At 71.7% G+C, this 22,492-nt stretch carries 18 protein-coding genes and 3 tRNA genes; 6 read left to right on the top strand and 15 right to left on the bottom strand.

Annotated elements, in window-relative coordinates; translation table 11 throughout:
• Positions 1-17: 17 nt before the first annotated feature.
• The 3 genes from ACYSUO_RS15390 to ACYSUO_RS15380 form a co-directional block, all read right to left on the bottom strand.
• Positions 18-881, bottom strand: a complete 864-nt coding sequence (locus tag ACYSUO_RS15390) for a DUF2797 domain-containing protein (RefSeq protein ID WP_461776729.1) — start codon at positions 879-881, stop codon at positions 18-20.
• Positions 882-983: 102 nt separating this feature from the next.
• Positions 984-1,056: transfer RNA gene (locus ACYSUO_RS15385), tRNA-Arg, on the bottom strand.
• A 206-nt stretch (positions 1,057-1,262) separates the two neighbouring features.
• A tRNA-Ser gene (locus ACYSUO_RS15380) sits at positions 1,263-1,353 on the bottom strand.
• 171 nt (positions 1,354-1,524) lie between these two features.
• On the opposite strand from ACYSUO_RS15380, the gene ACYSUO_RS15375 reads away from it, so the two are divergent.
• Positions 1,525-1,950: an SSI family serine proteinase inhibitor gene (locus ACYSUO_RS15375; RefSeq protein WP_461776652.1), complete on the top strand. Its 426-nt coding sequence runs from the start codon at positions 1,525-1,527 to the stop codon at positions 1,948-1,950.
• A 194-nt stretch (positions 1,951-2,144) separates the two neighbouring features.
• Positions 2,145-6,740, top strand: coding sequence for a PAS domain-containing protein (locus ACYSUO_RS15370; protein ID WP_461776651.1), 4,596 nt, complete (start codon positions 2,145-2,147; stop codon positions 6,738-6,740).
• Between the two features lie 62 nt (positions 6,741-6,802).
• On the opposite strand, the gene ACYSUO_RS15365 is transcribed toward ACYSUO_RS15370, so the two are convergent.
• From ACYSUO_RS15365 to ACYSUO_RS15330, 8 genes are all read right to left on the bottom strand, one after another.
• Positions 6,803-8,455, bottom strand: coding sequence for a long-chain fatty acid--CoA ligase (locus ACYSUO_RS15365; protein ID WP_461776650.1), 1,653 nt, complete (start codon positions 8,453-8,455; stop codon positions 6,803-6,805).
• Positions 8,456-8,576: 121 nt separating this feature from the next.
• Positions 8,577-9,179, bottom strand: a complete 603-nt coding sequence (locus tag ACYSUO_RS15360; protein ID WP_461776649.1) for a SigE family RNA polymerase sigma factor — start codon at positions 9,177-9,179, stop codon at positions 8,577-8,579.
• A 203-nt stretch (positions 9,180-9,382) separates the two neighbouring features.
• Positions 9,383-10,549 (bottom strand): lipid-transfer protein, encoded by a 1,167-nt coding sequence (locus tag ACYSUO_RS15355; RefSeq protein WP_461776648.1) that lies wholly within the window; start codon positions 10,547-10,549, stop codon positions 9,383-9,385.
• A complete protein-coding gene (locus ACYSUO_RS15350; protein WP_461776728.1) occupies positions 10,546-10,941 on the bottom strand; it encodes a MaoC family dehydratase in 396 nt (131 codons plus the stop codon). The genes ACYSUO_RS15355 and ACYSUO_RS15350 overlap by 4 nt, the downstream gene beginning before the upstream one ends.
• A gap of 68 nt (positions 10,942-11,009) precedes the next feature.
• A complete protein-coding gene (locus ACYSUO_RS15345; protein ID WP_461776647.1) occupies positions 11,010-12,089 on the bottom strand; it encodes an acyl-CoA dehydrogenase family protein in 1,080 nt (359 codons plus the stop codon).
• Between the two features lies 1 nt (position 12,090).
• Positions 12,091-13,062, bottom strand: coding sequence for a bifunctional MaoC family dehydratase N-terminal/OB-fold nucleic acid binding domain-containing protein (locus ACYSUO_RS15340; protein ID WP_461776646.1), 972 nt, complete (start codon positions 13,060-13,062; stop codon positions 12,091-12,093).
• A gap of 26 nt (positions 13,063-13,088) precedes the next feature.
• Positions 13,089-14,288: an acyl-CoA dehydrogenase family protein gene (locus tag ACYSUO_RS15335; protein WP_461776645.1), complete on the bottom strand. Its 1,200-nt coding sequence runs from the start codon at positions 14,286-14,288 to the stop codon at positions 13,089-13,091.
• Positions 14,289-14,488: 200 nt separating this feature from the next.
• Complete coding sequence (locus ACYSUO_RS15330) at positions 14,489-14,794, bottom strand: hypothetical protein (protein ID WP_461776644.1); 306 nt, start codon at positions 14,792-14,794, stop codon at positions 14,489-14,491.
• 372 nt (positions 14,795-15,166) lie between these two features.
• Between ACYSUO_RS15330 and ACYSUO_RS15325 the strand changes: the two genes are divergently transcribed.
• On the top strand, positions 15,167-16,060 hold the full coding sequence (locus ACYSUO_RS15325) for a bifunctional DNA primase/polymerase (RefSeq protein ID WP_461776643.1): 894 nt from the start codon (positions 15,167-15,169) through the stop codon (positions 16,058-16,060).
• A gap of 86 nt (positions 16,061-16,146) precedes the next feature.
• Here ACYSUO_RS15325 and ACYSUO_RS15320 read toward each other — a convergent pair.
• Both ACYSUO_RS15320 and ACYSUO_RS15315 read right to left on the bottom strand, forming a co-directional pair.
• Positions 16,147-16,231: transfer RNA gene (locus ACYSUO_RS15320), tRNA-Ser, on the bottom strand.
• A 70-nt stretch (positions 16,232-16,301) separates the two neighbouring features.
• Positions 16,302-17,753, bottom strand: a complete 1,452-nt coding sequence (locus ACYSUO_RS15315; protein WP_461776642.1) for a S1C family serine protease — start codon at positions 17,751-17,753, stop codon at positions 16,302-16,304.
• 269 nt (positions 17,754-18,022) lie between these two features.
• Here ACYSUO_RS15315 and ACYSUO_RS15310 point away from each other — a divergent pair, with 269 nt between their 5' ends.
• From ACYSUO_RS15310 to ACYSUO_RS15300, 3 genes are all read left to right on the top strand, one after another.
• Positions 18,023-18,826: a glycerophosphodiester phosphodiesterase gene (locus tag ACYSUO_RS15310; RefSeq protein ID WP_461776641.1), complete on the top strand. Its 804-nt coding sequence runs from the start codon at positions 18,023-18,025 to the stop codon at positions 18,824-18,826.
• Between the two features lie 107 nt (positions 18,827-18,933).
• The gene (locus tag ACYSUO_RS15305; RefSeq protein ID WP_461776640.1) at positions 18,934-19,572 is read left to right on the top strand and encodes an ATP-binding protein; all 639 of its coding nucleotides are present in this window, start codon (positions 18,934-18,936) and stop codon (positions 19,570-19,572) included.
• 102 nt (positions 19,573-19,674) lie between these two features.
• Positions 19,675-20,661 (top strand): DUF5926 family protein, encoded by a 987-nt coding sequence (locus ACYSUO_RS15300; protein WP_461776639.1) that lies wholly within the window; start codon positions 19,675-19,677, stop codon positions 20,659-20,661.
• A 237-nt stretch (positions 20,662-20,898) separates the two neighbouring features.
• On the opposite strand, the gene ACYSUO_RS15295 is transcribed toward ACYSUO_RS15300, so the two are convergent.
• Positions 20,899-21,612 (bottom strand): hypothetical protein, encoded by a 714-nt coding sequence (locus tag ACYSUO_RS15295; protein ID WP_461776638.1) that lies wholly within the window; start codon positions 21,610-21,612, stop codon positions 20,899-20,901.
• Positions 21,613-21,668: 56 nt separating this feature from the next.
• Positions 21,669-22,364 carry a bifunctional DNA primase/polymerase gene (locus tag ACYSUO_RS15290; protein WP_461776637.1) on the bottom strand — a complete coding sequence of 232 codons (696 nt, stop codon included), beginning with the start codon at positions 22,362-22,364 and terminating at the stop codon, positions 21,669-21,671.
• Between the last annotated feature and the right edge of the window lie 128 nt (positions 22,365-22,492).

Genomic DNA, 22,492 nt, shown 5'->3' with positions numbered 1-22,492 from the left:
CGATTGACCGGAACCCGCTAGAAGAGCCCACCCTGCACCCCCGGCACCTCCCGCACCACGAGCCTCGACCCACTCGCCCCCTCCGGCACCCGCTCCAACGGCCACCCGGCGAGCACCCTCGTATCCACAACAAGCCGCCGCTCACCGCCGGCCTCCACGAGATGCAAATCGGGCCCGGCAGCAGCAACCACCCGCCCCGCGACGACATCCCCCACACCGAGCCCACTCACCACACCGTCAACCCGGTCGATCCCCGCCAGCCCAAAAACCTCCCCGTGATCCACCACCTGGCACGGCAGCCGCTCCAGCGACTCGGGCCACCCGTCGAGCCCCGCCGCGACGTCATGCGCCCGCACCAACTCGGCGCCCCGCTCACCGACCCCCGCCAGCCCGCCCCGCACGGCCCGCTTCCTCTCGTACGGAATCCGGTCCGGCACCCCGAGCGCCACCCGCAGCAGCTCCTCGGCCCGCCGCGCCGCCATCAAGGGCCCCCGCCCCAGCCACGTGAAGGCAACGGCCCCCTGCTCCAACAGCCGCGCGCCGCCTCTCGCCACACCCGTGATCCCCACCTTCACGAGCCCATCCCCGAACCACGCCAAATACACGTGGTACGGCCTCGGGTCATCGGCGATGGTGTCCGCGGCCACGGACCGCGCCCGGTCGATCGCGGCACACTCCGCGCACTGCGCCCGCGTCCCCCGCACCGGCACGGCATCCCGCCCCGAACAGACGGTCCACCGACCTCCCCGCCACACCCCGAGACACCGCCGCTCCCCACCGACCCGGAACGCGACCCCCTCCCCGAATCGCACCCCACTCTCACGCTCGCCCCCGCCGTCCCCCACCCACCCGAAGACCGGCCCGCCCCCACGCCACCGCATCCCGGTGCACCACCACGTCATACGAGCCAGGATGACGCACACCACTGACAACACCCGCACAACGCAAGAGGCCCCGGATTGCTCCGGGGCCTCTTGTCTGTGTGCACTCGGCAGGATTCGAACCTGCAACCTTCTGATCCGTAGTCAGATGCTCTATCCGTTAAGCTACGAGTGCTTGTCTTTTCTTTTTTTGTTGTCTCCGTTCCCGGCCTTTCGGCCCGTCCCGGCGACAAGAAGAACATTACATGACTGCCGCCGCCATGTGAAATCCGATTGCCCCACCCCGCCTGACCTGCGGAAACGCACTACGGGCAGTCGACGGCCGCACCCGGGAAGCACCGAAGCCCCGGTCCTGATGGACCGGGGCTTCGGATCTTGCTGCGGAGGCGGAGGGATTTGAACCCTCGATGGGGGGTAAACCCCAAACCGCATTAGCAGTGCGGCGCCATAGACCGGACTAGGCGACGCCTCCAGCGCAGCTCCCTCTCGCGGATGCGCGAGTGGGTGCGTGCAGATGATGACACAGTTGAACGCCGCGTCACCAATCGCCCCCCACGGTACTAGGAGGGCAGGCCACAGGGCAAAGCCAGGGGTGTCGGGCCGCAACGTCGGGGTGGGTACGGGCGTTGAACACGGCATGTTCATGCGCGTTTCTTCTCGACTCCTCGGCTCCGTCGCGACCGTCGTCGGTCCGCTCGCCCTCCTCGCGGCCACCCCCGTCGCCGCACACGCGGGCGCCGGGCCCGACCACCTGACCATCACCGTCACCGACTCGGACAACGGCAGCGACGGGACGTACGAGCTGGAGTGTTCGCCCGCGGGCGGGACGCACTCGGACCCCGGCGCGGCCTGCGGGCGGCTCGACGAGCTGGAGGCGCAGGGCGTCGACCCGTTCGCTCCCGTCGCAGGCGACGCGCGCTGCACCATGCAGTACGGGGGCCCGGCCACCGCCCGCGTCACCGGGAATTGGCACGGCCGCGCCGTCGACTCCTCCTACGCGTTGAGCAACGGATGCGAGATCTCTCGGTGGCAGCAGATCGAGCCCGTGCTGCCTGCGACCGGGCCGTGACCCTCGGTCCCATGGTCACAGGGTCGTGACTCGGCCCGCTCGGGATCCCCACATCCTCTACGTGGGCTCCGTCGCATCCGGCGCCTCCAGTCCAACCTCTGCCCGTAGACTCCCTCCCGTGATACGCCGCGGACCACGAGGCAGGATGGTCCGCGCGGTCGGCAAGTCGCAGTAATCAGGGAGGAACCGTCGTCGTGAGCAGCAGGCCATCCCGAGGCGCTGCTCGCCTCGCAGCCATACTTGACGCGCTTCCGGACGGGCTGTTGCTCGTCAACACCAACGGAACCGTGGTCAACGCCAACTCCATCGCCCTGGAGTCCTTCGAGGCTCCGGGCACGGCACTTGTGGGGCGCGGCCTGCTCGACCTGCTGCCCGAGTTCGACTCACGGCTGATCCCCGGCTCCATGCGCCGGCCCGACACCGTGACCGACGAACGCGGGCGGACCAAGCCGACGCGGATGACCGCGCGGCGCACCGACGCCAGCGAGTTCCCCGTCGAGGTGACCTCCGCGAACCTCTCCGACGGCGCGCGGGACGCGGTGGATCCGTACGGCTCCAGTGGCGGCCAGAGCTACAGCGGCTCCGAGCTGCTCATGCTCGTCGTGCGGGACCTGTCGGGGGCCGTCGACACCGAGGCCGAACTGGCCCGTTCGCAGCGGCAGACCGAGATGATTCTGCGTGCCGCGTCCGAGGGTGTCGTGGGCACCGACACCGATGGGCGGATTGTTCTCGTCAACCCTGCCGCCGCGCAGATCCTCGGCTTCCGGGCCAGCGACCTCGGCGGTCAGGAGCTGCACCCGCTCATCCTGCACTCGCGTCCGGACGGCGAACCGTTCCCGTACGCGGAGTCCCCCCTCGCCGACACGCTGCGCTCCGGGCGCAAGCACCGGGTGCGCGGCCAGGTGCTGTGGGCGAAGGACGGCTCCAAGGTGCCGGTCGACATGACGACGGCGCCGGTGCGCGACGGGGATCAACTGGTCGGCGCCGTCATGACGTTCGCCGACCGCAGCTCCGTCGAGAAGCTGTCCGTCGAGCACGCCGAGGAGATCGCCCGGCGCGACGAGGCCGCCGAGCGGGAGCGCGAGGAGCACGCCGCAGAGCTGCGACGGATCACCGAGGAGAGCGCTGCCGAGCTGGCGCGGGTGACCGAAGAGGGCGCCGCCGAGCTGGCGCGGGTGCGCGAGGAGCTGACCTCGGAGCTCACCTCCGTACGCGAGGAGCTGACCGGCGAACTCGCCGCCGTCCGCGAGCAGCACGCCGAGGAGCTGTCCGCCGAGAAGGAGCGGGGCGCCGCGCTCGCGGAGCGCGAGAAGGACCGTTACGAGGCCCTGGCAGCACGGCACTCGCAGCTGCTCGCCGTGCTCGGGCAGTCGCTGCGCGGGCCGTTGGACGAGCTGCGGCACGAGCTGAGCCAGCTCGCCGCCGACGACGCGGGCCAGTTGTGGCCCGAGGCCAACCAGGTGCTCCACCACCTGGCCGCCGGCTACTCACGGATGACGACGCTCGTCGACAACGTGCTGGCCTATCAGACCTTGGACGAGGGCGGTTCGCTGCTCTCCCGTACGAACGTCATGTTCGACGCCGTCGTGGCCGCCGGTGTCGACGGGGCCGTCGAGCTGATCGGGCCCGGCCGGGTGCAGTTCGCCGTGCACGCGCCGCCGATCGAGGCCGAGGTGGACGCGGGACGGCTCGCGACCGCGCTCGCGCACCTGATCGCCGACGTCGCCGGAATCGACGCGACCGGCAACGCCAGGACACCCGCCACGCCCGGATACGTCGACTCGACCGTCGTCGTGGCCGCCGCGCAGCGCGGTGCGAACGTACGCATCGAGGTGCGCGGTCCCTACTCGGGCGGTGACCCGGTGCACGAGCCGATCGTGCACGGCATCGTGCGGGCGCACGGCGGCGTGCTGCAGACGCACGAGATGCCGGGGATGAGCGGCAGCGCGTACGTCCTCGAAGTGCCGATCGGCACGGGAGCCGGGGTTGTTCCGGCGGGCGGGGCCGTTCCCGAGGCCGGAGTCGTCCCCGACGTTCCCGGTGCCGACGGTGTTCCCGACCAGGAGGCGGGGCCCGCCGCGGCTCCCGACGGCGTGCCCGCCAGCGTCTCCGTGGAGGGCTCCGAGGCCACCGGGTCCCAGGAGGCCTCCGCCGAGGCGAGCGCGAACCTTCCCGCGCAGGCCACCGGTGGAGGCAGCAGGCGCCGCAGGGCGCGGCGGGCCGCCGGTCCCTCGACGGACGCGTTCCTGGAGAGCAGCGTGTCGGGCGCCGGACAGCCGGCGGCGACGCCCTCCTCCGGTACGGGCCGCAGGCGCGGACGCCCCGCACCGGAGGAGGCTGCCGCCCAGGGCTCCGTGGTGACCTCGACCGAACACGAGACGGCTTCCCCGGCGTTGGGCGAGACGGTGCCGCCGCAGGGCGTGCCCGCGCCGACCGGGCGCAGGGCCCGCCGCGCCGGAGGCCAGGAGCAGGCCGCCCTGCCCGCGCTGCCGTCCGGGTCCACCCCCGACGGTGAGCAGGGTGGCGAACCGGCTCAGGGCGAGCTGGAGTTGGCCGGAGCCGGTGCCGGGCAGCCGTCCGGGCGTCGGGCGCGGCGTGCGCTCGGCAGCGCGCAGCCGGCTCAGGGCGCGCAGGACGCGCAGGCTCCGCAGAACGGGCAGAACGCACAGGCTGCTCCCGCGCGTGGGCAGCAGCAGGCGAGGTCCCAGCAGGCGGGTCCGCGCGAGGTGTTCGCGCTGCCGCCCGCCGAGGCGGACCGCACGCCGGAGGCCCCTGCCGAGGCCGTGGCCGACGTGCGGGCCGAGACGCAGCCCGAGATGCAGGCTGGTGCGCAGGCCGATGTGCAGGCCGCCCCCGGTGACGTACCGCAGGGCGTGCAGGACGCGAAGGACGCCCCGCAGGAAAGCGGTGTGCAACCGCAGCCGCAGCCCCTCCCGTTGCCGGACGAGGCGCACCAGCACGACACCGCCAAGGCGCACCCGACCCAGGACCACACGCCGCCGCAGCCGCACCCGGCGCAGCCCACGCCCGCCCTGGGCACGCCCACGGCAGGTGGCGCGGGCACCGCGCTGCCGCCGGAGAACCAGCCGGGCAGCAACCCGGGCAGCACGCCAGTCAACAAGCCGGAGGTACTGGCGGCGGACCAGGAGCAGGGTCAGGGACGGGGCCAGGCACAGGACCAGGTCCAAGCCCAGGCGCAGGTGCAGGCCCAGGCGGCCTCGAATCCGGCACAGCCCCAGCCGGCGACGCAGCCGGCCCCCCAGCCGGAGCCCGAGTCGGCGACTCAGCCGGCGACTCAGCCGGTGGCCCAGCCAGAACCGCAGCCCCAGCCGCAGCCGGCACCGGAGCCGAAGAGCACCCCGGCCGACGAGCCGGAAAGCGCCCCGACGGCCCCCGCCGAGAGCGCCCCGGCCCCCGCCGCGGCCCAGCCGCTGCCCGCCGAGGCCCCGAAGCCCCAGGCTCAGGACCAGGCCCCCTCCGGTGACACGAACTCGACGCAGGGGCGCGCCTTCAGCGTGCGCACGCTCGGGCAGGGCGTGCCGTTCGGACGCCAGGTCTCGCAGCAGCGTCGTCCGCAGCCGCCGACTCCCCAGCCGCTTCCGCCGCAGGCCCCGCCGCGACCGAACACCGCGCCGCAGCAGAGCCCCGCGCAGGGACAGGCACCGGGCCAGACGCAGGGCGGTTCGGGAACGTCCGGCGGCACGCTCGGCGGCTCCGGGCGGCGGCGCAAGCTGTCCAACCGCCAGGAGAACCGTCAGGACGGCGGCAAGGACGGCCGCAAGGAGCAGCCGGACGCCGACAGCACCACGCAGCCCCCGGCGCAGAGCACCCCGCAGCCGCACACCCCGCCGCAGGGCACCGCTCCCGGCACGCCCCCGCAGGGCACGCAGGCCCGGCCGCACCCGCAGCCCCCGCTCCTCTCGCCGAACGCCTCCGAGGGCGGTGGCCGCGCGTACGCGATCGGCGCGCCCGACCAGGACGGCGTCGAGGGCCCGGAGCCGCTGGACGGCCCCGGTGGTGCCGTGGAGGTCGCGAACCGGCCGCAGCCGATGCCGATGGACGACGAGTTGCCGCCCGAGCCGCTCGACAACCCGCGCCGGCTCCTCGTCTGGCCCGCGCCGGACGTGTCGACGCAGCAGGCGCTGAGCGACCGCGGCTACCGCCCGGTGACCGTGCACTCCCGCGAGGAGGTCGACGCGCAGATCGCGGCGTTCCCCGCCGCGCTGTTCGTGGACCCGCTGACCGGTCCGATCACGCGGACCGCGCTGCAGTCGCTGCGCCAGGCGGCCGTCGCGGCCGAGGTGCCGGTCCTGGTGACCGCGGGCCTCGGTCAGGCGACGCGCGAGGCCGCGTACGGCGCCGACCCCGCCGTGCTGCTCAAGGCGCTCGCCCCTCGGGACAGCGAGCAGCACCCGCCGCGGGTGCTGCTGATCGAGGAGCACGAGGAGATCGCGCTCGCCCTGACCGCGACGCTGGAGCGGCGCGGGATGCAGGTCGAGCGGGCCGCGAACGACGCGGACGCGGTGGCCATCGCGTCCGAACTGCGGCCGAACCTCGTGGTCATGGATCTGCTGCAGGTACGTCGCCGCCAGGCCGGCATCATCGACTGGCTGCGCGCGAACGGGCAGTTGAACCGCACTCCGCTGGTCGTCTACACGGCCGCCGTGGAACCCGCCGACCTGCCGCGGCTCGCGGCGGGGGAGACGGTGCTGTTCCTGGCGGAGCGTTCGACGAGCACCGAGGTGCAGGGCCGGATCGTGGACGTACTGGCGAAGATCGGCACGAACTGAGCCTCAACACACGTACGGGGGCGGCCCTTTCGGGCCGCCCCCGTTTCACGTGAAACAGGACCTCACAGCCTGGTGACGTCCAGGTCCCCCTCCGCGTACTGCTTGCGCAGCACCTTCTTGTCGAACTTGCCGACGCTGGTCTTCGGGACCGCGGGGATGATCGTCCAGCGCTCCGGCAGCTGCCACTTGGCCACCTTCTCGGCGAGGAAGGCACGCAGCGACTCGAAGTCGGCGCTCGATCCCTCCTTCAACACCACTGTGGCGAGCGGCCGTTCGCCCCACTTGTCGTCCGGCACGGCGACGACCGCGGCCTCGGCGACGTCCGGGTGGGACATCAGCGCGTTCTCCAGGTCGACGCTGGAGATCCACTCACCGCCGGACTTGATGACGTCCTTGGCGCGGTCGGTGAGCGTGAGGAAGCCGTCGGGGCTGATGGTGCCGACGTCGCCGGTCTTCAGCCAGCCGTCCTCGCTGAACTTGTCCTCGGGGCGCAGCACTTCATTGCCGTAGCCGCCGTAGTAGGCGCCCGCGATCCAGGGGCCGCGCACCTCCAGCTCGCCCGCGGACTCGCCGTCCCAGGGCAGCTGCTCGCCGCCGGGGCCGGTGAGCCGCCCCTCGACGCCGGCCGGGAAGCGGCCCTGCGTGAGCCGGTACGCGAACTCCTCCTCGCTGCCCGGCTCGGCGCTGGCCGGGGGACGGGCGACGGTGCCGAGCGGGGAGGTCTCCGTCATGCCCCAGGCGTGACAGACGCGCATGCCCAGGTCGTCGAAGGCCTTCATCAGCGAGGGCGGACAGGCCGCTCCGCCGATGGTGACCTGCGTGAGCGTGGAGACGTCGCGCGGCTTGGCGGTGAGTTCGGCGAGCAGGCCCTGCCAGATGGTGGGGACGGCCGCGGCGTGCGTGGGGCGCTCGGACTCGATCATCTCGGCGAGCGGCGCGGGCTGCAGGAAGCGGTCCGGCATCAGCATGTTCACGCCGGTCATGAACGTGGCGTGCGGCAGTCCCCAGGCGTTGACGTGGAACTGGGGGACGACGACGAGCGAGGTGTCGGCGTCCGTGAGGCCCATCGACTGCGTCATGTTGACCTGCATGGAGTGCAGGTAGATGGAGCGGTGCGAGTAGACGACGCCCTTCGGGTCGCCCGTGGTGCCGGAGGTGTAGCACATGGCGGCGGCCCGGCGTTCGTCCAGCTCGGGCCAGTCGTACGTGGTCGGCCGGTCCGCGATCAGCTCCTCGTACTCGTGCACCTGCGCGGAGGCACCGTCGAGTACGGAGCGGTCGCCGGGCCCGGACACCACGATGTGCTCGACCGTCGGCAGCTTCGAGAGCAGCGGGGCGATCATCGGGAGCAGCGAGCCGTTGACGAGGACGACCTTGTCGGCGGCGTGGTTCACGATCCACGCCAACTGCTCGGCGGGCAGCCGAAGGTTGAGCGTGTGCAGGATCGCGCCCATGCACGGCACGGCGAAGTACGCCTCGACGTGCTCCGCGTTGTTCCACATCAGCGTGGCGACCCGGTCGTCCTCGCGCACGCCGAGCTCGTCGCGCAGCGCGTTCGCGAGTCGGTGCGCGCGCTCGGCGGCCTCGCGGAAGCTGCGGCGGTGCGGCTCCGCCTCGCCGGTCCACGTGGTGATCTGGGACGATCCGTGCACCCGCGCGCCGTGTTGCAGAATGCGGGTCACGGTCAGCGGTACGTCCTGCATCGTGCTCAGCACGGCGTCCTCCCGGTGGGCGCTACGGAGCAGTAAGGTTCCGCCGATTCTCACTGCATACCACGCGGTATGTCACTACTTCCGGGAATGATCGATCACCGAATCACTCGGGAAGCGCCGCTGGTCACGCCGTGTGCCGGAGTTCCGGATCCTCGCGGAGCTTGCCGAGCGCCCGCGACACCGCGCTCTTCACGGTGCCGATGGAGACGCCGAGCACCTGGGCCGTCTGGGCCTCGCTCAGGTCCTCGTAGTAGCGCAGGACGACCATCGCCCGCTGCCGCGCGGGCAGTTTGGTGATGGCGCGCCACATCGCGTCGTGCAGCGCCTGCTGCTCGGCGGGGTCCCCGGTCGGCGTCTCCCGGTGCTCCGGCAGCTCGTCGCAGACGAACTCGTCGACCTTGCGCTTGCGCCACTGCGAGGTCCGGGTGTTCAGCAGGGCCCTGCGCACATAGCCGTCGAGCGCCCGGTGGTCCTCGATCCGGTCCCATGCGACGTATGTCTTCGCGAGCGCGGTCTGCAGCAGGTCCTCGGCGTCGCACGGGTTCGACGTCAGCGACCGGGCGGTGCGCAGCAGCACCGGCTGACGTGCCCGGACGTACGACGCGAACGACGGGTACGTCGTAGGTGCCGAGCGCGTCACGGACGCGGGTGCCGGACGCGTCACTGAGTGGGTGCGCGGCGCGGCCTCGGCTGCGCTGGTGCGGACAGGCGCCAGAGTTGCGGTCATGGCTCCACGCTATGAGCGCCCCCTACTTCCGGGGATCGGCCGGAGGTCCCGAAGCGGCGTCCGCCTCAGGTTGTACGAGGGGTGCTGGCCCCACCTCCTGAAGGTGGAGTCGGGGGTGACGTCCCCTGGGGGACGGCCCTGACTCCCCTTCGCGCGAGCGAGCCCCGGCTCCTCGCGGGCGGAAGCGGGTGCACGCACCCCGTTCAGCCGTCCGCCCCGAGGACAAGACCCGACGTGGGAACCCCGGTGCCCGCCGTGACCAGCGCCGTAGCCGCGCCGGGTATCTGGTTCACGGCCGTGCCGCGCACCTGTCGCACGCCCTCCGCTATCCCGTTCATACCGTGCAGATACGCCTCGCCCAACTGCCCGCCATGGGTATTGAGCGGCAGCCTCTCCTCCGCCACGAACCCGGCCGCCTCGCCCGGAGCGCAGAAGCCGAACTCCTCCAGCTGCATGAGCACGAACGGCGTGAAATGGTCGTAGAGGATACCCACGTCGATCCCGTCGGGGCCGAGCCCGGCCGTGCGCCACAACTGCCGCGCCACGACGCTCATCTCGGGCAGGCCCGTCAGCTCGTCCCGGTAGAAGCTCGTCATCTGCTCCTGCGCGCGGCCCGCGCCCTGCGCCGCCGCCCGGATCACCGCGGGCGGGTTCGGCAGATCGCGGGCCCGCTCCACACTGGTGACGACGATCGCCTGCCCGCCGTCCGTCTCCTGGCAGCAGTCGAGCAGCCGCAGCGGGTCGACGATCCAGCGGGACTCCGCGTGGTCGGCGAGCGTGATCGGCTTCTCGTAGAAGTACGCCGCCGGGTTCGTCGCCGCGTACTTGCGGTCGGTGACCGCGACATGACCGAAGGCCTCGGGCGTCAGCCCGTACGTGTGCAGGTAGCGCTGCGCCGTCATCGCCACCCAGGACGCCGGGGTGAGCAGCCCGAACGGCAGGTTCCAGCCGAGTGCCGCGCCCTCCGCCGACGGCTCCCTGTGCTGCACGCCGGAGCCGAAGCGTCTGCCCGAGCGCTCGTTGAAGGCCCGGTAGCAGACCACCACGTCGGCCACGCCGCTCGCCACCGCGAGGGCCGCCTGCTGCACGGTGCCGCAGGCCGCGCCGCCTCCGTAGTGCACCCGCGAGAAGAAGGAGAGCTCCCCCATGCCCGCGGCCTGCGCCACGGTGATCTCCGGGTTGGTGTCCATGGTGAACGTGACGAGACCGTCGACATCGGACGGGGTCAGGCCCGCGTCGTCGAGCGCCGCGTGCACCGCCTCCACCGCGAGCTTCAGCTCGCTGCGTCCCGAGTCCTTGGAGAACTCCGTGGCGCCGATGCCGACGATCGCGGCCTGCCCGCCGAGCCGGTCCTTGCCGCGCACGCTCATGCCGCGCTCCCCTCGGGGACGGTGACCGTGACCGTGCCGGTGACGTGGTTGCCGATGCCGTTCCTGCCGACGACCTTCACCTGTGCCGTGTCGCCTTTCACCTCGGCGATCGTGCCGCTCAACACCATGTTGTCGCCCGGATAGTTGGGCGCCCCGAGCCGTATCGCGACCTTACGAAGGACGGCGTCGGGCCCGAAGTGGTCGGTGATGTAGCGCCCCACCAGGCCGTTCGTCGTGAGGATGTTCATGAAGATGTCGGGGGAGCCCTTCTGCTGCGCCAACTCCGCGTCGTGGTGCACATCTTGGTAGTCGCGGGACGCGATCGCCCCGGAGACGATCAGCGTCCGGGTGATCGGGATCGTCAAGGGCTCCAGCTCGTCCCCCGCCTTCATCTCCACCCGTGCTCCAGCCTTCATCTCGACCCGTGCTCCGGCCTTCGTCCCGAACCGTGCTCCGGCCTTCATGCGGCCTCCCCTCCATCGGCCGCGCCCGCTCCCGACGCGATCACTTCGCCCAGCTCCTCCAGGAGTTCGGCGCCGCACCCCAGATATCCGTCCAGCTGCCGGCCCCACAGGAAGTGCCGGTGCACCGGGTGGTCCAGGTCGGCGCCCATGCCGCCGTGCAGATGCTGGCCCGTGTGCACGACGCGCTTGCCCGCCTCCGAGGCCCACCAGGCCGCGGTCAGCGCATGGCTCTCGTGGTCGAGCCCGGCGTCGCGCCGCCAGGCCGCCTCGTACGCGGTGACCCGGATCGCCTCGATGTCCATGTACGCCTCCGCCGCGCGGAGTTGGACGCCCTGCTTGGCGGCGAGCGGCCTGCCGAACTGCTCCCGTTCGTTCGTGTACTCCACGGCCCGGTCGAGCGATCCCGCGCAGACCCCGGCCTGCAGCCCCGCGAAGGCGGTCCGCGCGGCCGCGAGCACGTCCCCGTACGCCTCGGGTCCGCCGATCCGCTCGGCCTCCACCCCGTCGAGCACGAGCCGCCCAGCGGACCAGGGCGCCGTCAGCTCGACCGGCTCGCCCCCGGCGTCCTGCGCCCGCACTATCCACAGGCTGTGGACATCTTTTTCGGTTTCACCCCGCACTGCCACCAGCACGTGCGTCGCGTCCCGCAGCCACGGCACCCACGGCACGGCCCCGCTCAGCCGCGCCCGCCCGCCCGGCAGGGCGTCCACCACGATCCCACCGCGCGCGGGAAACGCCCCCGCCGCCACGGCCGAACCGTCCCGAAGCCCCGGCAGCAGCCGCTCCCGCTGCTCGTCCGTACCGTGCGCCGCCACCGCAAGGAGGCCGTACACACAGCTCGCGGCGAACGGCACCTGCGCCGTCGTCCTGCCCTGCTCCTCCAGCATCAGGACGAGCCCGAGCAGCCCGGTCTCCTCCACCGCGCCCGCGAGGCCCGCCGCGCCCAGCTCCTTCCAGAGCTCGCCGTCCGTGCCGCCGCCGAGGCCCGCGAGCCGCTCCGGCGTGGACAGATCCCCGAAGATCCGCGCGGCGAGCTCCCGCGCCGCCTCCTGCTCGGGGGTAGGGGTGAAGTCCATGTCAGACCTCACCGCCCTCGGCCTCGTCGACCACCCGGAAGACGGGCAGCTCCAACTCGTCGTCCACAGCGAGGTATTCGAGCCGTACGGGCATCCCGATCCGCACCTTGTCGCTCGGCACGCCCACGACGTTGCTCACCATGCGCACGCCCTCGGCCAGCTCGATGAGCCCCACCGCGTAGGGACCCGGTGCGTCAGCACCATGATCAGACACAGTGAAGGCGGGGAAGGGCGGGTGGTGCATGACCACGTAGCTGTAGACGGTGCCCTCGCCGCTCGCCTCGACGGTGTCCCACTCCTGCCCGCCGCACGTGTTGCACCCCGGCAGCCAGGGGAAGCGCAGCGTCTCGCACGCGCGGCAGCGCTGGATGAGCAGCCGGTGGTCCGCGACGCCCTCCCAGAAGCCGGCGTTGTCCCTGTTGATCACAGGGCGCGGCCGCCGGAGCTTGTCCTTCTTCGTGGCCGCGTCTTTCGAATTCGAACTCCGCTTGGCCGGCGTGTACTTCAGGATCCGGAACAGATGCGTCCCGGCGATCTCCCCACCCACCCGTACGTTCATCCGCGTCGTGATGAAGTGCCCCGTGCCCAGCTTCGTCGTCTTCAGCGGCGAGACCGACTCGATCACCGAGTCGTACGTGATCACGTCACCGGGTCGCAGCGGCCGCAGATACTCCTGCTCGCAGTCGGTGGCGACGACCGAGGTGTACCCGGCCCCCTCCAGGAGCGCGAACAGCTCGTCGTGGGCCGGCGAGCGCCCCTCGTAGCTGCTCAGACCCGCCATCGTCCAGGCCTGCAGCATGGTCGGCGGCGCGATCGCGTCCGGCCCCTGGTAGGCGGGGTTCGTATCGCCCATGACCTCGCACCAGTGCCGGATCATCGGCGCGTTCACCGGGTCGAGGCCCTCGGCCTCGGTGGCCGCGACCCGCCCCTCGAAGGTCCTCAACTTCTCGTACGCCAAGGGCTCGTGCCCCATGAACTCCTGACCCGCAACTCCCGCGCTCACCGCTTCCCCCTCCGCATCCCGAGCCGCATCGTCGCCACGATCTCGCGCTGCACCTCGCTCACCCCGCCACCGAAGGTGTTGATCTGCGCCGCGCGGTTCATCCGCTCCAACTCGCCCTCACCCACACCCGCCGCACCGCCCCCCGTATCGCCGAACGCACCGGGCGAACCGGCCCTCACCCACCCGGCTTCGCCCGCGATCTGCTGACATATTCGATACGTCTCGACCGCGGATTCCGTTCCCGCGAACTTCACGCCGCTGGCGTCTCCGGGGGCCAGCCGGCCCGCCCCGACATCCCCCACCAAACGCCAGTTGAGCAGGCGCGTTGCCGCCAGCCGGGCATGCGCTTCGGCCAGTTGGGACCGGACCCAGGACGAGTCAACGCGGCGCTCGCCGGTCACCGGATCGGGGGTACGGGCGGCCTCGACCACCCGCTCGTAGAAGTCCTCGGCCTGCATCCCGATCGCGGCGAGGGCGACCCGCTCGTGATTGAGCTGGTTGGTGATCAGACCCCACCCCTCGTTCTCCTCGCCGACGAGGCTCGAGCCGGGGACGCGGATCCCGTCGTAGTACGTGGCCGTCGTGGTCAGGCCGCCGACGGTGCCGATCGGGGTCCACGAGAAACCGGGCGCGTCGGTCGGCACGAGGATGATCGAGATGCCCTTGTGCTTGGGCGCCTCGGGGTCGGTCCGGCAGGCGAGCCAGATCCAGTCGGCGTTCTGCGCGTTCGACGTGAACACCTTCTGCCCGTCGATCACCCAGTCGCCGCTCGTTTCGTCGCGCATCGCGCGCGTGCGCAGGGACGCGAGGTCCGTGCCCGCCGACGGTTCGCTGTAGCCGATCGCGAAGACCAGGTCGCCCTTGAGGATCCGGGGCAGGAAGTAGGCCTTCTGCTCCTCGGTCCCGTACTTCATGAGCGTCGGGCCGACCGTGTTGAGCGTGACCATGGAGACCGGCGCTCCGGCGCGGTACGCCTCGTCGAAGAACACGAACTGCTCGTCCGCGCCCCGCCCCTGCCCGCCGTACTCGACGGGCCAGCCGAGGCCAAGGAGGCCCTCGTCACCGATGCGGCGCAGCAGCCGGCGCTGGCCGCTCGGATCGTCGGCCGCCGGTGGCCCGCTGGGCATCAACGTACGGAATCTCTCTCGCAGTTGGGCGCGCAGCTCGCGCTGGCGCTCGGTGGGGGCGAGGTGCACGGCGGCTGCCCTCCAGGACTGGCCTCGTACCGACAAGGGTTTCTGACTGTCCGTCAGATACCGGTGGGTGTCAAGAGATCGACCGCACCACCCCCACGTCCACGTAGTCGCGAAAAACGCCTGCGCGGCGGCGCCGAAGCACCGCCGCGCAGACTGTCACGCACCCCACGAATGACCCCCGCCGCGCAGGAGCCGGCGGGTTACCAGAGCTCGGTGAAGTTGACGTTCACGTTCGACTGGTCGATCGCCGTGAAGCCCGAGCCGTTCACCTGGGCCTGGTTGTTCTGGTTCGAGGCGCCGTTGCCGACGGCCTGCTGCTGCGTCGTGGACGAGTTGCCGAAGTTGTCGTCACCGACACCGCTGCCGCTGACCGTCGCCACCCCCGCGTTCGATCCGCTGTCCGCGAAGGAGCCGTTGTCGGCCATGGCCACTCCGGAGAAGAGTGCTGCCGCGAGGGGCAGAGCGGCGACGGCGGCGATGGCGCGGGCGGTACGGATGGAAGCCATGTCTATTCCTCCAGGAACAGGAAGTACGCTCCGGGCGCTCGGACGGGGTCCGGCCACCCGTTAAGTACGGGATGTACCAAGGCAGTTGGCCGACCGCCTCGGCGATGTTCACGACGTCGCGAGATCAGAATTGCCCACCGAATCCCCGGCGAACCACCCCGGAAGCCGCTATTCGCTCGCAAGCGTGAGGACATGTCGATAAACCCTCTTCACGCCCGGAAAACCCCAGCTCAGGCCGGAGTGTGCCGCCTCGGGAGCAGTCCGACCCAAGCGGCACAAACGACGAAGCGTTTCAGCACATTCTTGGTAAATGCTTCCCTCGGATGACCGGCCCCGCTTCCCTTCTTCGAACGTCTGTACGAAAATGGGGGCATGGCCACCATGGACCGGCACCCGCCCCACTGCCCACCACACCCGTCCCTCGCGACCCTGGCCCTCGCGCACGCCCTGTCCGCCGCCGAACGCGGGCTCGCCGTCATCCCCCTGGCCAGGACCAAGCTCCCCGCGCTGCCCTCGCCGCACCGCAGCGACCCGCCCACGGCCCCGCGCTGCCACGGCGAATGCGGCCTGCCAGGGCACGGCGTGTACGACGCCTCGACCGATCCGCGCCGTATCCGCGCGCTCTTCGCGGCCGCGCCCCGGGCGACCGGCTACGGCATCGCGTGCGGCCTGGCCCCGCACCACCTGATCGGCGTCGACCTGGACACCAAATCCGGTACGGACTCCTCCGCTTCCCTGCGTGAGCTGGCCTTACGGCATCTCTTCACGATCCCCGAGACGGTGGTCGTGGCCACACCGAGCGGCGGCCGGCACCTGTGGCTCTCCGGGCCGCCGGACGCCGTGGTGCCCAATTCCGCGGGCCGCCTCGCCCCCGGCATCGACATCCGGGGCGCCGGCGGCTACCTCGTGGGGCCCGGCTCGCGCACCGAGCACGGCGTCTACGGCACGGTGCCGGGCACCGGGCACCTGCCGCCCGCGCCCTGCCCACCGGCGCTTCTGCGCCTGCTCACGCCCCCGCCGCGCGCGCACCACCCCATGACGGGCCGCCCCGGTCAACACGGTCTGGGCCTCGTCCAGTTCGTTCTGAGCGCCCATGAGGGCCAGCGCAACACGCGCCTCTTCTGGGCTGCCTGCCGCGCGTACGAGAACGGCGTCGGTGAGACCCTCTCGGACGCCCTGACGGACGCGGCGGTGCGCACCGGCCTGCCGGAGCGCGAGGCCCGCTCCACGATCGCCTCCGCGGCGCGCCTGACGGCGGGGCCCTAGCGAGGCCGACCGGTCCGAACCGCGGCAGCCCCGAACGCGGGCGAGCCCCCGACCCTGATCCCGGGTCGGGGGCTCGCTCAACTACGCGGTGGGTGTGGGATTTGAACCCACGGAGACTCTCGCCTCGACGGTTTTCAAGACCGTTCCCTTAGGCCGCTCGGGCAACCCACCCCGCGCCGCTACCGGTTCCGAAAACCGTCGAGGCGCGGGACCAGGGTAGCGGGTCGGGTCGCGGGACCGGTCAGCTGTCGCCCTTGCGCTCGCCAAGGGTCACGTCGACCGTGTGCTCCTTGCCGTCGCGCGTGTAGGTGAGCTTCACGGAGTCGCCCGGCTTGTGCGTCCAGATCTGGCCGATCAAGGTCGGTCCCGAGTCGATGGGCTGCTCGTCGAGCTTCGTGATGACGTCGCCGGGCTTGAGGCCCGCCTTGTCCGCGGGACCGTTCGCCGTGACGGCCGCGGAGCCGCCAGCGCCCTGCTCGGTGATCTTCGCGCCGCCGGTGCCCTCCTCCAGGGAGACGGAGGCACCGATCACCGGGTAGACCGGCTCCCCGGTCTTGATGAGCTGCTGGGCGACCATCTTCGCCTGGTTGATCGGGATGGCGAAGCCGAGACCGATCGAGCCGGACTGGCCCGAGCCGCCCATGCCGCCGCCGCTGGAGGCGGACTGGATGGCGGAGTTGATGCCGATCACGTTCCCGTTGCCGTCGAGCAGGGGGCCGCCGGAGTTGCCCGGGTTGATCGAGGCGTCGGTCTGCAGGGCGCTCATGTAGGAGGCCTTGCTGGTGCCGGAGCCGTCGCTGGAGGCCACCGGGCGGTCCTTCGCGGAGACGATGCCCGTGGTCACCGTGTTCGACAGGCCGAAGGGCGCGCCGATCGCGATGGTCGAGTCACCGACCGCGACCTGGTCGGAATTGCCGAGGGTGAGCGGCTTCAGTCCGTCCGGCGCGTCCTTGAGCTTGATGACCGCCACGTCGTAGCCCTGCGCCTTGCCGATCACCTCGGCGTCGTACTTCTTGCCGTTCGAGAACGTCGCCGACAGCTTGCCGCCGTCGGCGGCCTCCGCCACCACGTGGTTGTTGGTGAGGATGTGGCCCTGCTTGTCGTACACGAAGCCGGTGCCGGTGCCGCCCTCGCCGCTGTTGCCCTCGGCCTCGATGGTGACCGTGCTGGGCAGCGCCTTGGCGGCGATGCCCGCGACGGTGCCCTTGTCGCGCTTGAGGTCGGCCGGGTTGGAGGCGGAGACGGTGGTCGAACCGGTGCTCGACCCGTCGCCCCGCTCGGCCGCCCAGTAGCCCACGCCGCCGCCGACCGCGCCCGCGACCAGTGCCGCCACGATGATCCCGGCGACCAGGCCGCCGCGCCGGCCGCCCGGCTTGGGCGCCGGCTGCTGGTACGAGGCGCCCCAGCCTCCGCCGCCACCGCCCGACGCGTAGGCCGGCATGGCGGGCGGCGGGGGCGGCCAGTCGCCGCCGTGGGCCGGTCCTGCCGCACCCGGCGCGGTGCCCATGGAGGACGCCGCGGGCGCTCCGGGCGCTCCGGGCGCCCCGTGGTGCTCGGCGGGCCTCGGCTCCTGGCTCGCAGGGTCAGGTCCGGCCCCCTGGGGAGCCGGCGCGGGAGCAGCGGGAGCGTCCACCGGCACAGGAGGTGCGGACGGGGCCGGTGGAACCTCAGTGCCCTCGTTCTCGGTGCTCACAGCTTTCTCTCCTCGATCCACGGCTGTCGTCGCCGGTCCGTCCTGTCTGGATGCTCAGGGACGCCGACTGTCTCGCGCGCCGTCGTCCCGGCATGGTCCTGTCACGGTCCACTTGTGCTGTTGTACGTCGTCAGCCTTTCCCACGGGACGTCAGGCCACCGTAAGACGAGCCTGTGCGTCCCCTGACATCCTTTACGTCCGGCAAAACGGACGCATCCGCTGGGCCGAACTTTTCCTGGTCGCCCGCCGCGCGGTGGCACCATGACGCGGTGACCCTCGCACAACAGCAGCGCATTCAGGTCGTCGCCCACCGCGGTGCCTCTCAGGACGCCCCCGAGCACACATTGGCCGCCTACAAGAAGGCGATCGAGGACGGCGCGGACGCCCTCGAATGCGATGTTCGGCTGACGGCCGACGGTCATCTCGTATGCGTGCACGACCGCCGCATCAACCGTACGTCGAACGGCCGTGGAGCCGTCTCCACCCTGGAGCTCTCGGACCTCGCCGCGCTCGACTTCGGCTCCTGGAAGGACCGCGATGAGCGCCCCGACTGGGCGGGCAGCGCGGCCGACACCTCGGTCCTGACCCTGGAGCGCCTGCTGGAGCTGGTGACCGACGCGGGACGCCGGGTGGAGCTGGCGATCGAGACCAAGCACCCCACGCGGTGGGCGGGGCAGGTGGAGGAGCGTCTGCTGCTCCTGCTCAAGCGGTTCGGTCTGGACGCCCCTGCGCCCGACGAGCCCTCGCGCGTCCGCGTGATGAGCTTTTCCGCGCGCTCCTTGACGCGCGTCCAGGAGGCCTCGCCGACGCTGCCGACGGTCTACCTGATGCAGTTCGTCTCGCCCCTCCACCGCGAAGGGCGCCTCCCCAGGGGCGTGCACATCGCGGCCCCCGGCATCCGGATCGTGCGGGGCCACCCCGGGTACGTCGAGAAGCTCGCGCGCGCGGGTCACCAGGTTCACGTCTGGACGGTGGACGAACTCGAGGACGTCGACCTCTGCGCGAGCCTGGGCGTCGACGCGATCATCACCAATCGCCCGGCGGCGGTGCTGCGCCGACTCGGCAGGGCCTGAGCAGCGACGGCGGCGCGCTCCGCGGCAGGGATTGAATCCGGCCACCTTTCCCCAACGCCGTCACAGGGTGTGCCCCGGCGCGTTCGGACCGTATTCGATCGTCACGAGTGCGTCACCGGAAGCGGGATGGCCGGTTTCCGGTCCAGTCCATTGGGGCATTCACACCGTGGCGTGGGGCAAAGGAGGTCTCGGGGGTGGCGTTGGTGGTGGCACAGGAGGTGCCCGCGTCGTCGAGCATGGCCGTACCCCATGGCCCTGCGGGCGTGGGCGCGGCAAGACGTCGCATGCGTGAACAGCTGCGCATGAGCGGCGTACCGGAAACGGTCATCGACGATGCGGTTCTCATCCTTTCCGAACTGCTGAGCAATGCGTGCCGGCACGGCCGGCCGCTCGGCGACGATCTGGCCGGCGACGGTGACGTGCGCGCCGCATGGCGCGTGGACGACCGTGGCTGCCTCGCGGTCGAGGTGACGGACGGCGGCGGGCCCACCCGCCCGATTCCGGCCACACCCTCGATCACGGCGCACGGCGGCCGCGGGCTCAACATCATCTCGGCGCTCGCCGACGACTGGGGCGTACGTGACGGCATGCGCGGCGAGGTCACCGTCTGGGTGATCGTCCACAAGGACGTCCACGCGGAGGCCATGGCCGGTCGCCGGGACGACTTCGCCTCGCGGGTGGCCTCGCCACCTGTCGCGGACCTGGCCGACCTGGGCTTCCAGGACGCTTTCGACGACCTGGGCTGAAAGCCGCTCGGGCACGGCCAGTTGGGCGCATCCCCCTCTTGTCGGTACGAGCGGCTAGGCTCGCGCCGTACGTATGAGAGCCGTATCCGGGAGACACCCAAGATGGCCAAGAAGCGCCCGCAGACCAAGGGCAAGCCGCACGTCACCGCTGGTGCCCGCGCCGGAGGCGCTGACGGGAACCTCCCGGTCGTCGGTGCCCGCGAACCCTGCCCGTGCGGCAGCGGTCGCCGCTACAAGGCGTGCCACGGCCGGGCCGCCGCGCACGCCGTGACCGAGCTGGTGCAGCGCCCCTTCGAGGGCCTGCCGGGCGAGGGCGACTGGGTCGCGCTGCGCGAGCTGGTGCCCGCCGCGACGGCCGAGCTGACGCTGAAGGACGGCCTCCCGGAGGGCGTCCCCTCGGTCACGCTCGCCACGGTGCTGCCGATGGCCTGGCCGGCGCTGCGCCGCGACGACGGCTCGGTCCTGCTCGGCCTGCAGAACGACACGCCTTCCGGTGACATCAGCCGCGACCTGGCGGACACGCTGCTGCGCGCGCTGGCCGCCGAGCCGGGCAACCCGGTGCAGACCCGCCGCGCTCCGGCCGACGGACCGCGCCTTCAGGACGTGCTCGCCCCGGAGGGCACTTTCGAGCCCATCGTCCACACCGGTTTCGAATTCTGGGTCCCGGACTCGGAGAACGCGTCGGGCGAGGTCGCCGCTTCCCTGGAGCGGGCCAACGCCGCGGCGATCCCCACGGTGAAGCTCTCCGGCGTGGACAGCGCCTACTGGTGCGAGACTCCGGAGAAGAACCACCTCCGGTGGGTCATGCCGCACGCGGAGGAGAAGCTGCTCGACGCGCTGGCGCGGCTGCACGCGGCGGGCTCGTCCTCGCTCGGCGAGGGCACGCGTCTGGTGGGCTCCTTCAGGGCGCACGGCCTGACCGTTCCTGTCTGGGACCTGCCCAGCTCGATGCAGGCGGAGGACATCGAGAAGCCGGCCGCCGAGTTCGCCGAGCGGCTCGCCGCCGCGCTGGCCACGGACGCACCGCTGACCCCGGACGAGCGCCGGGCCCGCGGCGGACTCACCAACCGACAGGTGACGCTCAGCTGATTCACAGCTTCGGTGGCTGACCGACCAGTCAGCCCATCGGGACGGGAACACCTCTCCGAACCGCAAGGTGAGCCGGGTCACAACTCCCGGTAGTTGCAGGTAAATCCATGTCCGAATAGAAGAGATCGAATTTGCTAACCGGCGATCTCTTGTTACCGTTCAAGTAGCCCGGTTGCTGGTGCATCCCCCGTCGCCAGCAACCGGGCGCTTCCATGTGCGCCCAGCGCCCATCGGGTCTCAACCCCCGTGCGGTGGCGCCGAGTTGCTTCCGGAGCGCAGCAGCAGCGGTCCTTCCGCGCCCCTCGCGTACTCCGCCACCGCCGTGTACTCGCCGGGCTCTCCCCGCGTACGCCCCCGCGGTGTCTCGCACATCCCCGGTTCGTCCTCCGCACCCACGGCACAGTGCAGCTGCACCGTGCGTCCGCCGGGTGCCATCAGGGTCAGTACGGCGGCAAGATCCGAGCCCGTCGCGTTGCGGTAATAGGTACGCGCCCAGGTTTCGTGCCCCTGGACGAGCACGCAGGTCTGCGCCTCGATGCCGTCAGGGGCGGACAGTTGGGGACCGCAGTGGGCCTCGGTGGTCAGGCCGAGACCGGTCAGCAGGGCGGGCTTGCCGGTGTCCTGCTCGGCCGGTTTGGCGTCGCCGTTCCCGCCCCTGCGTTCGGCCCCGCTGTCGCTCGCCTTGGGGTCCGCCTTGTCGTTCGGCTCGGCGTTCGTCTTGTCGGCGCCCTCGGGAACGTCCGCCTCGGTGGCGTTGGCCTCGGAGGCGCCGGCCTCGGTGGCCGTCTGTCGCGTGGGCTCGTCGTCCACCGGCCCCGCGGACGCGCCCGCCAGCGGCAGTGCCGCTGTGAGAACCACCACGGCGAGCAGACCGAACAGTCGAAGTCGCGCGCGCGGCCGCTCCCGCTCGATCTCGTCCGGGAGCTGGGGGAGGCGTGGCGCGGCAGGCATGCGCCGAAGATATCGGCGCACACGCCGCCCACCGGCCCGCCGCGCGCCGGATTCCGCTACAACTCGGGCGCGCTCACACCCGTACGGGTGAGGGCGTCGACCAACGTGCCGACCACGGCCTCCACATCCGGCACCCACGGGGCCGCCGAGCCGGGCAGCGGCGCGCGCTCCCAACGCACTTGCCCCGCGCCCGAGACCGACGGCGGCAGGGCGAGATATCCGCCGTCCCCGTGGAACCGCAGCGAACCGGGTACAAAGTCCTGCGCGTACAGGAGTTCGCCGAGCTGCTCCAGTGAGTACGGCGCCACGAGGATCGCGAGCCGCTCCGGCGTCGCGATCACCGGGCCGAGCCGGACGTCCCTGCGGTCGAGCGCGGCAAGCGCGCGGGCACCCGCGACGGCCGGGAGGCTCACGGCACAAGGTGCGCGCCCCCCGGAAGCCCCGGACGGGGCACCGGTGGCAAGCACGATCGGCGCGTCGGGACGGTTGGTCCACCACCAGCGGACCATGCGCTCATCGGTCGTCGCGGCGAGCAGCCCCGGGTCGAAGGGGTGCGCGCCCGGCACTGTGCACTCCGGGTCGGGGCACGCGCAGCGGACGCCGTCACGACGGCCTCCCGCTTCGAGCCCTATGCCCGGCAGGACCGGCCACTGCCACGCTGTCGCGAACGTGAGGGCCGCGCTGATCAGGTCAGACTTCCCGTTGTCACGCCTGGACAGGAGCCTGCGTCGCCTTCCGAGGATCTCGCGCATGAGCGCTCGTTCCTTTCCGTAGACCGAAGAGAACGCTATGGGCCACATCACACCATGTGTCGATCAGTCACTGCGTGTACGTGTTGCAGCGCCGCACCCCAGCCCGATCCGCCGGCCTGAGGCAGGGA

Source organism: Streptomyces sp. UC4497 (assembly GCF_054871485.1).
This window is presented reverse-complemented; position numbering and strand designations above follow the sequence as displayed.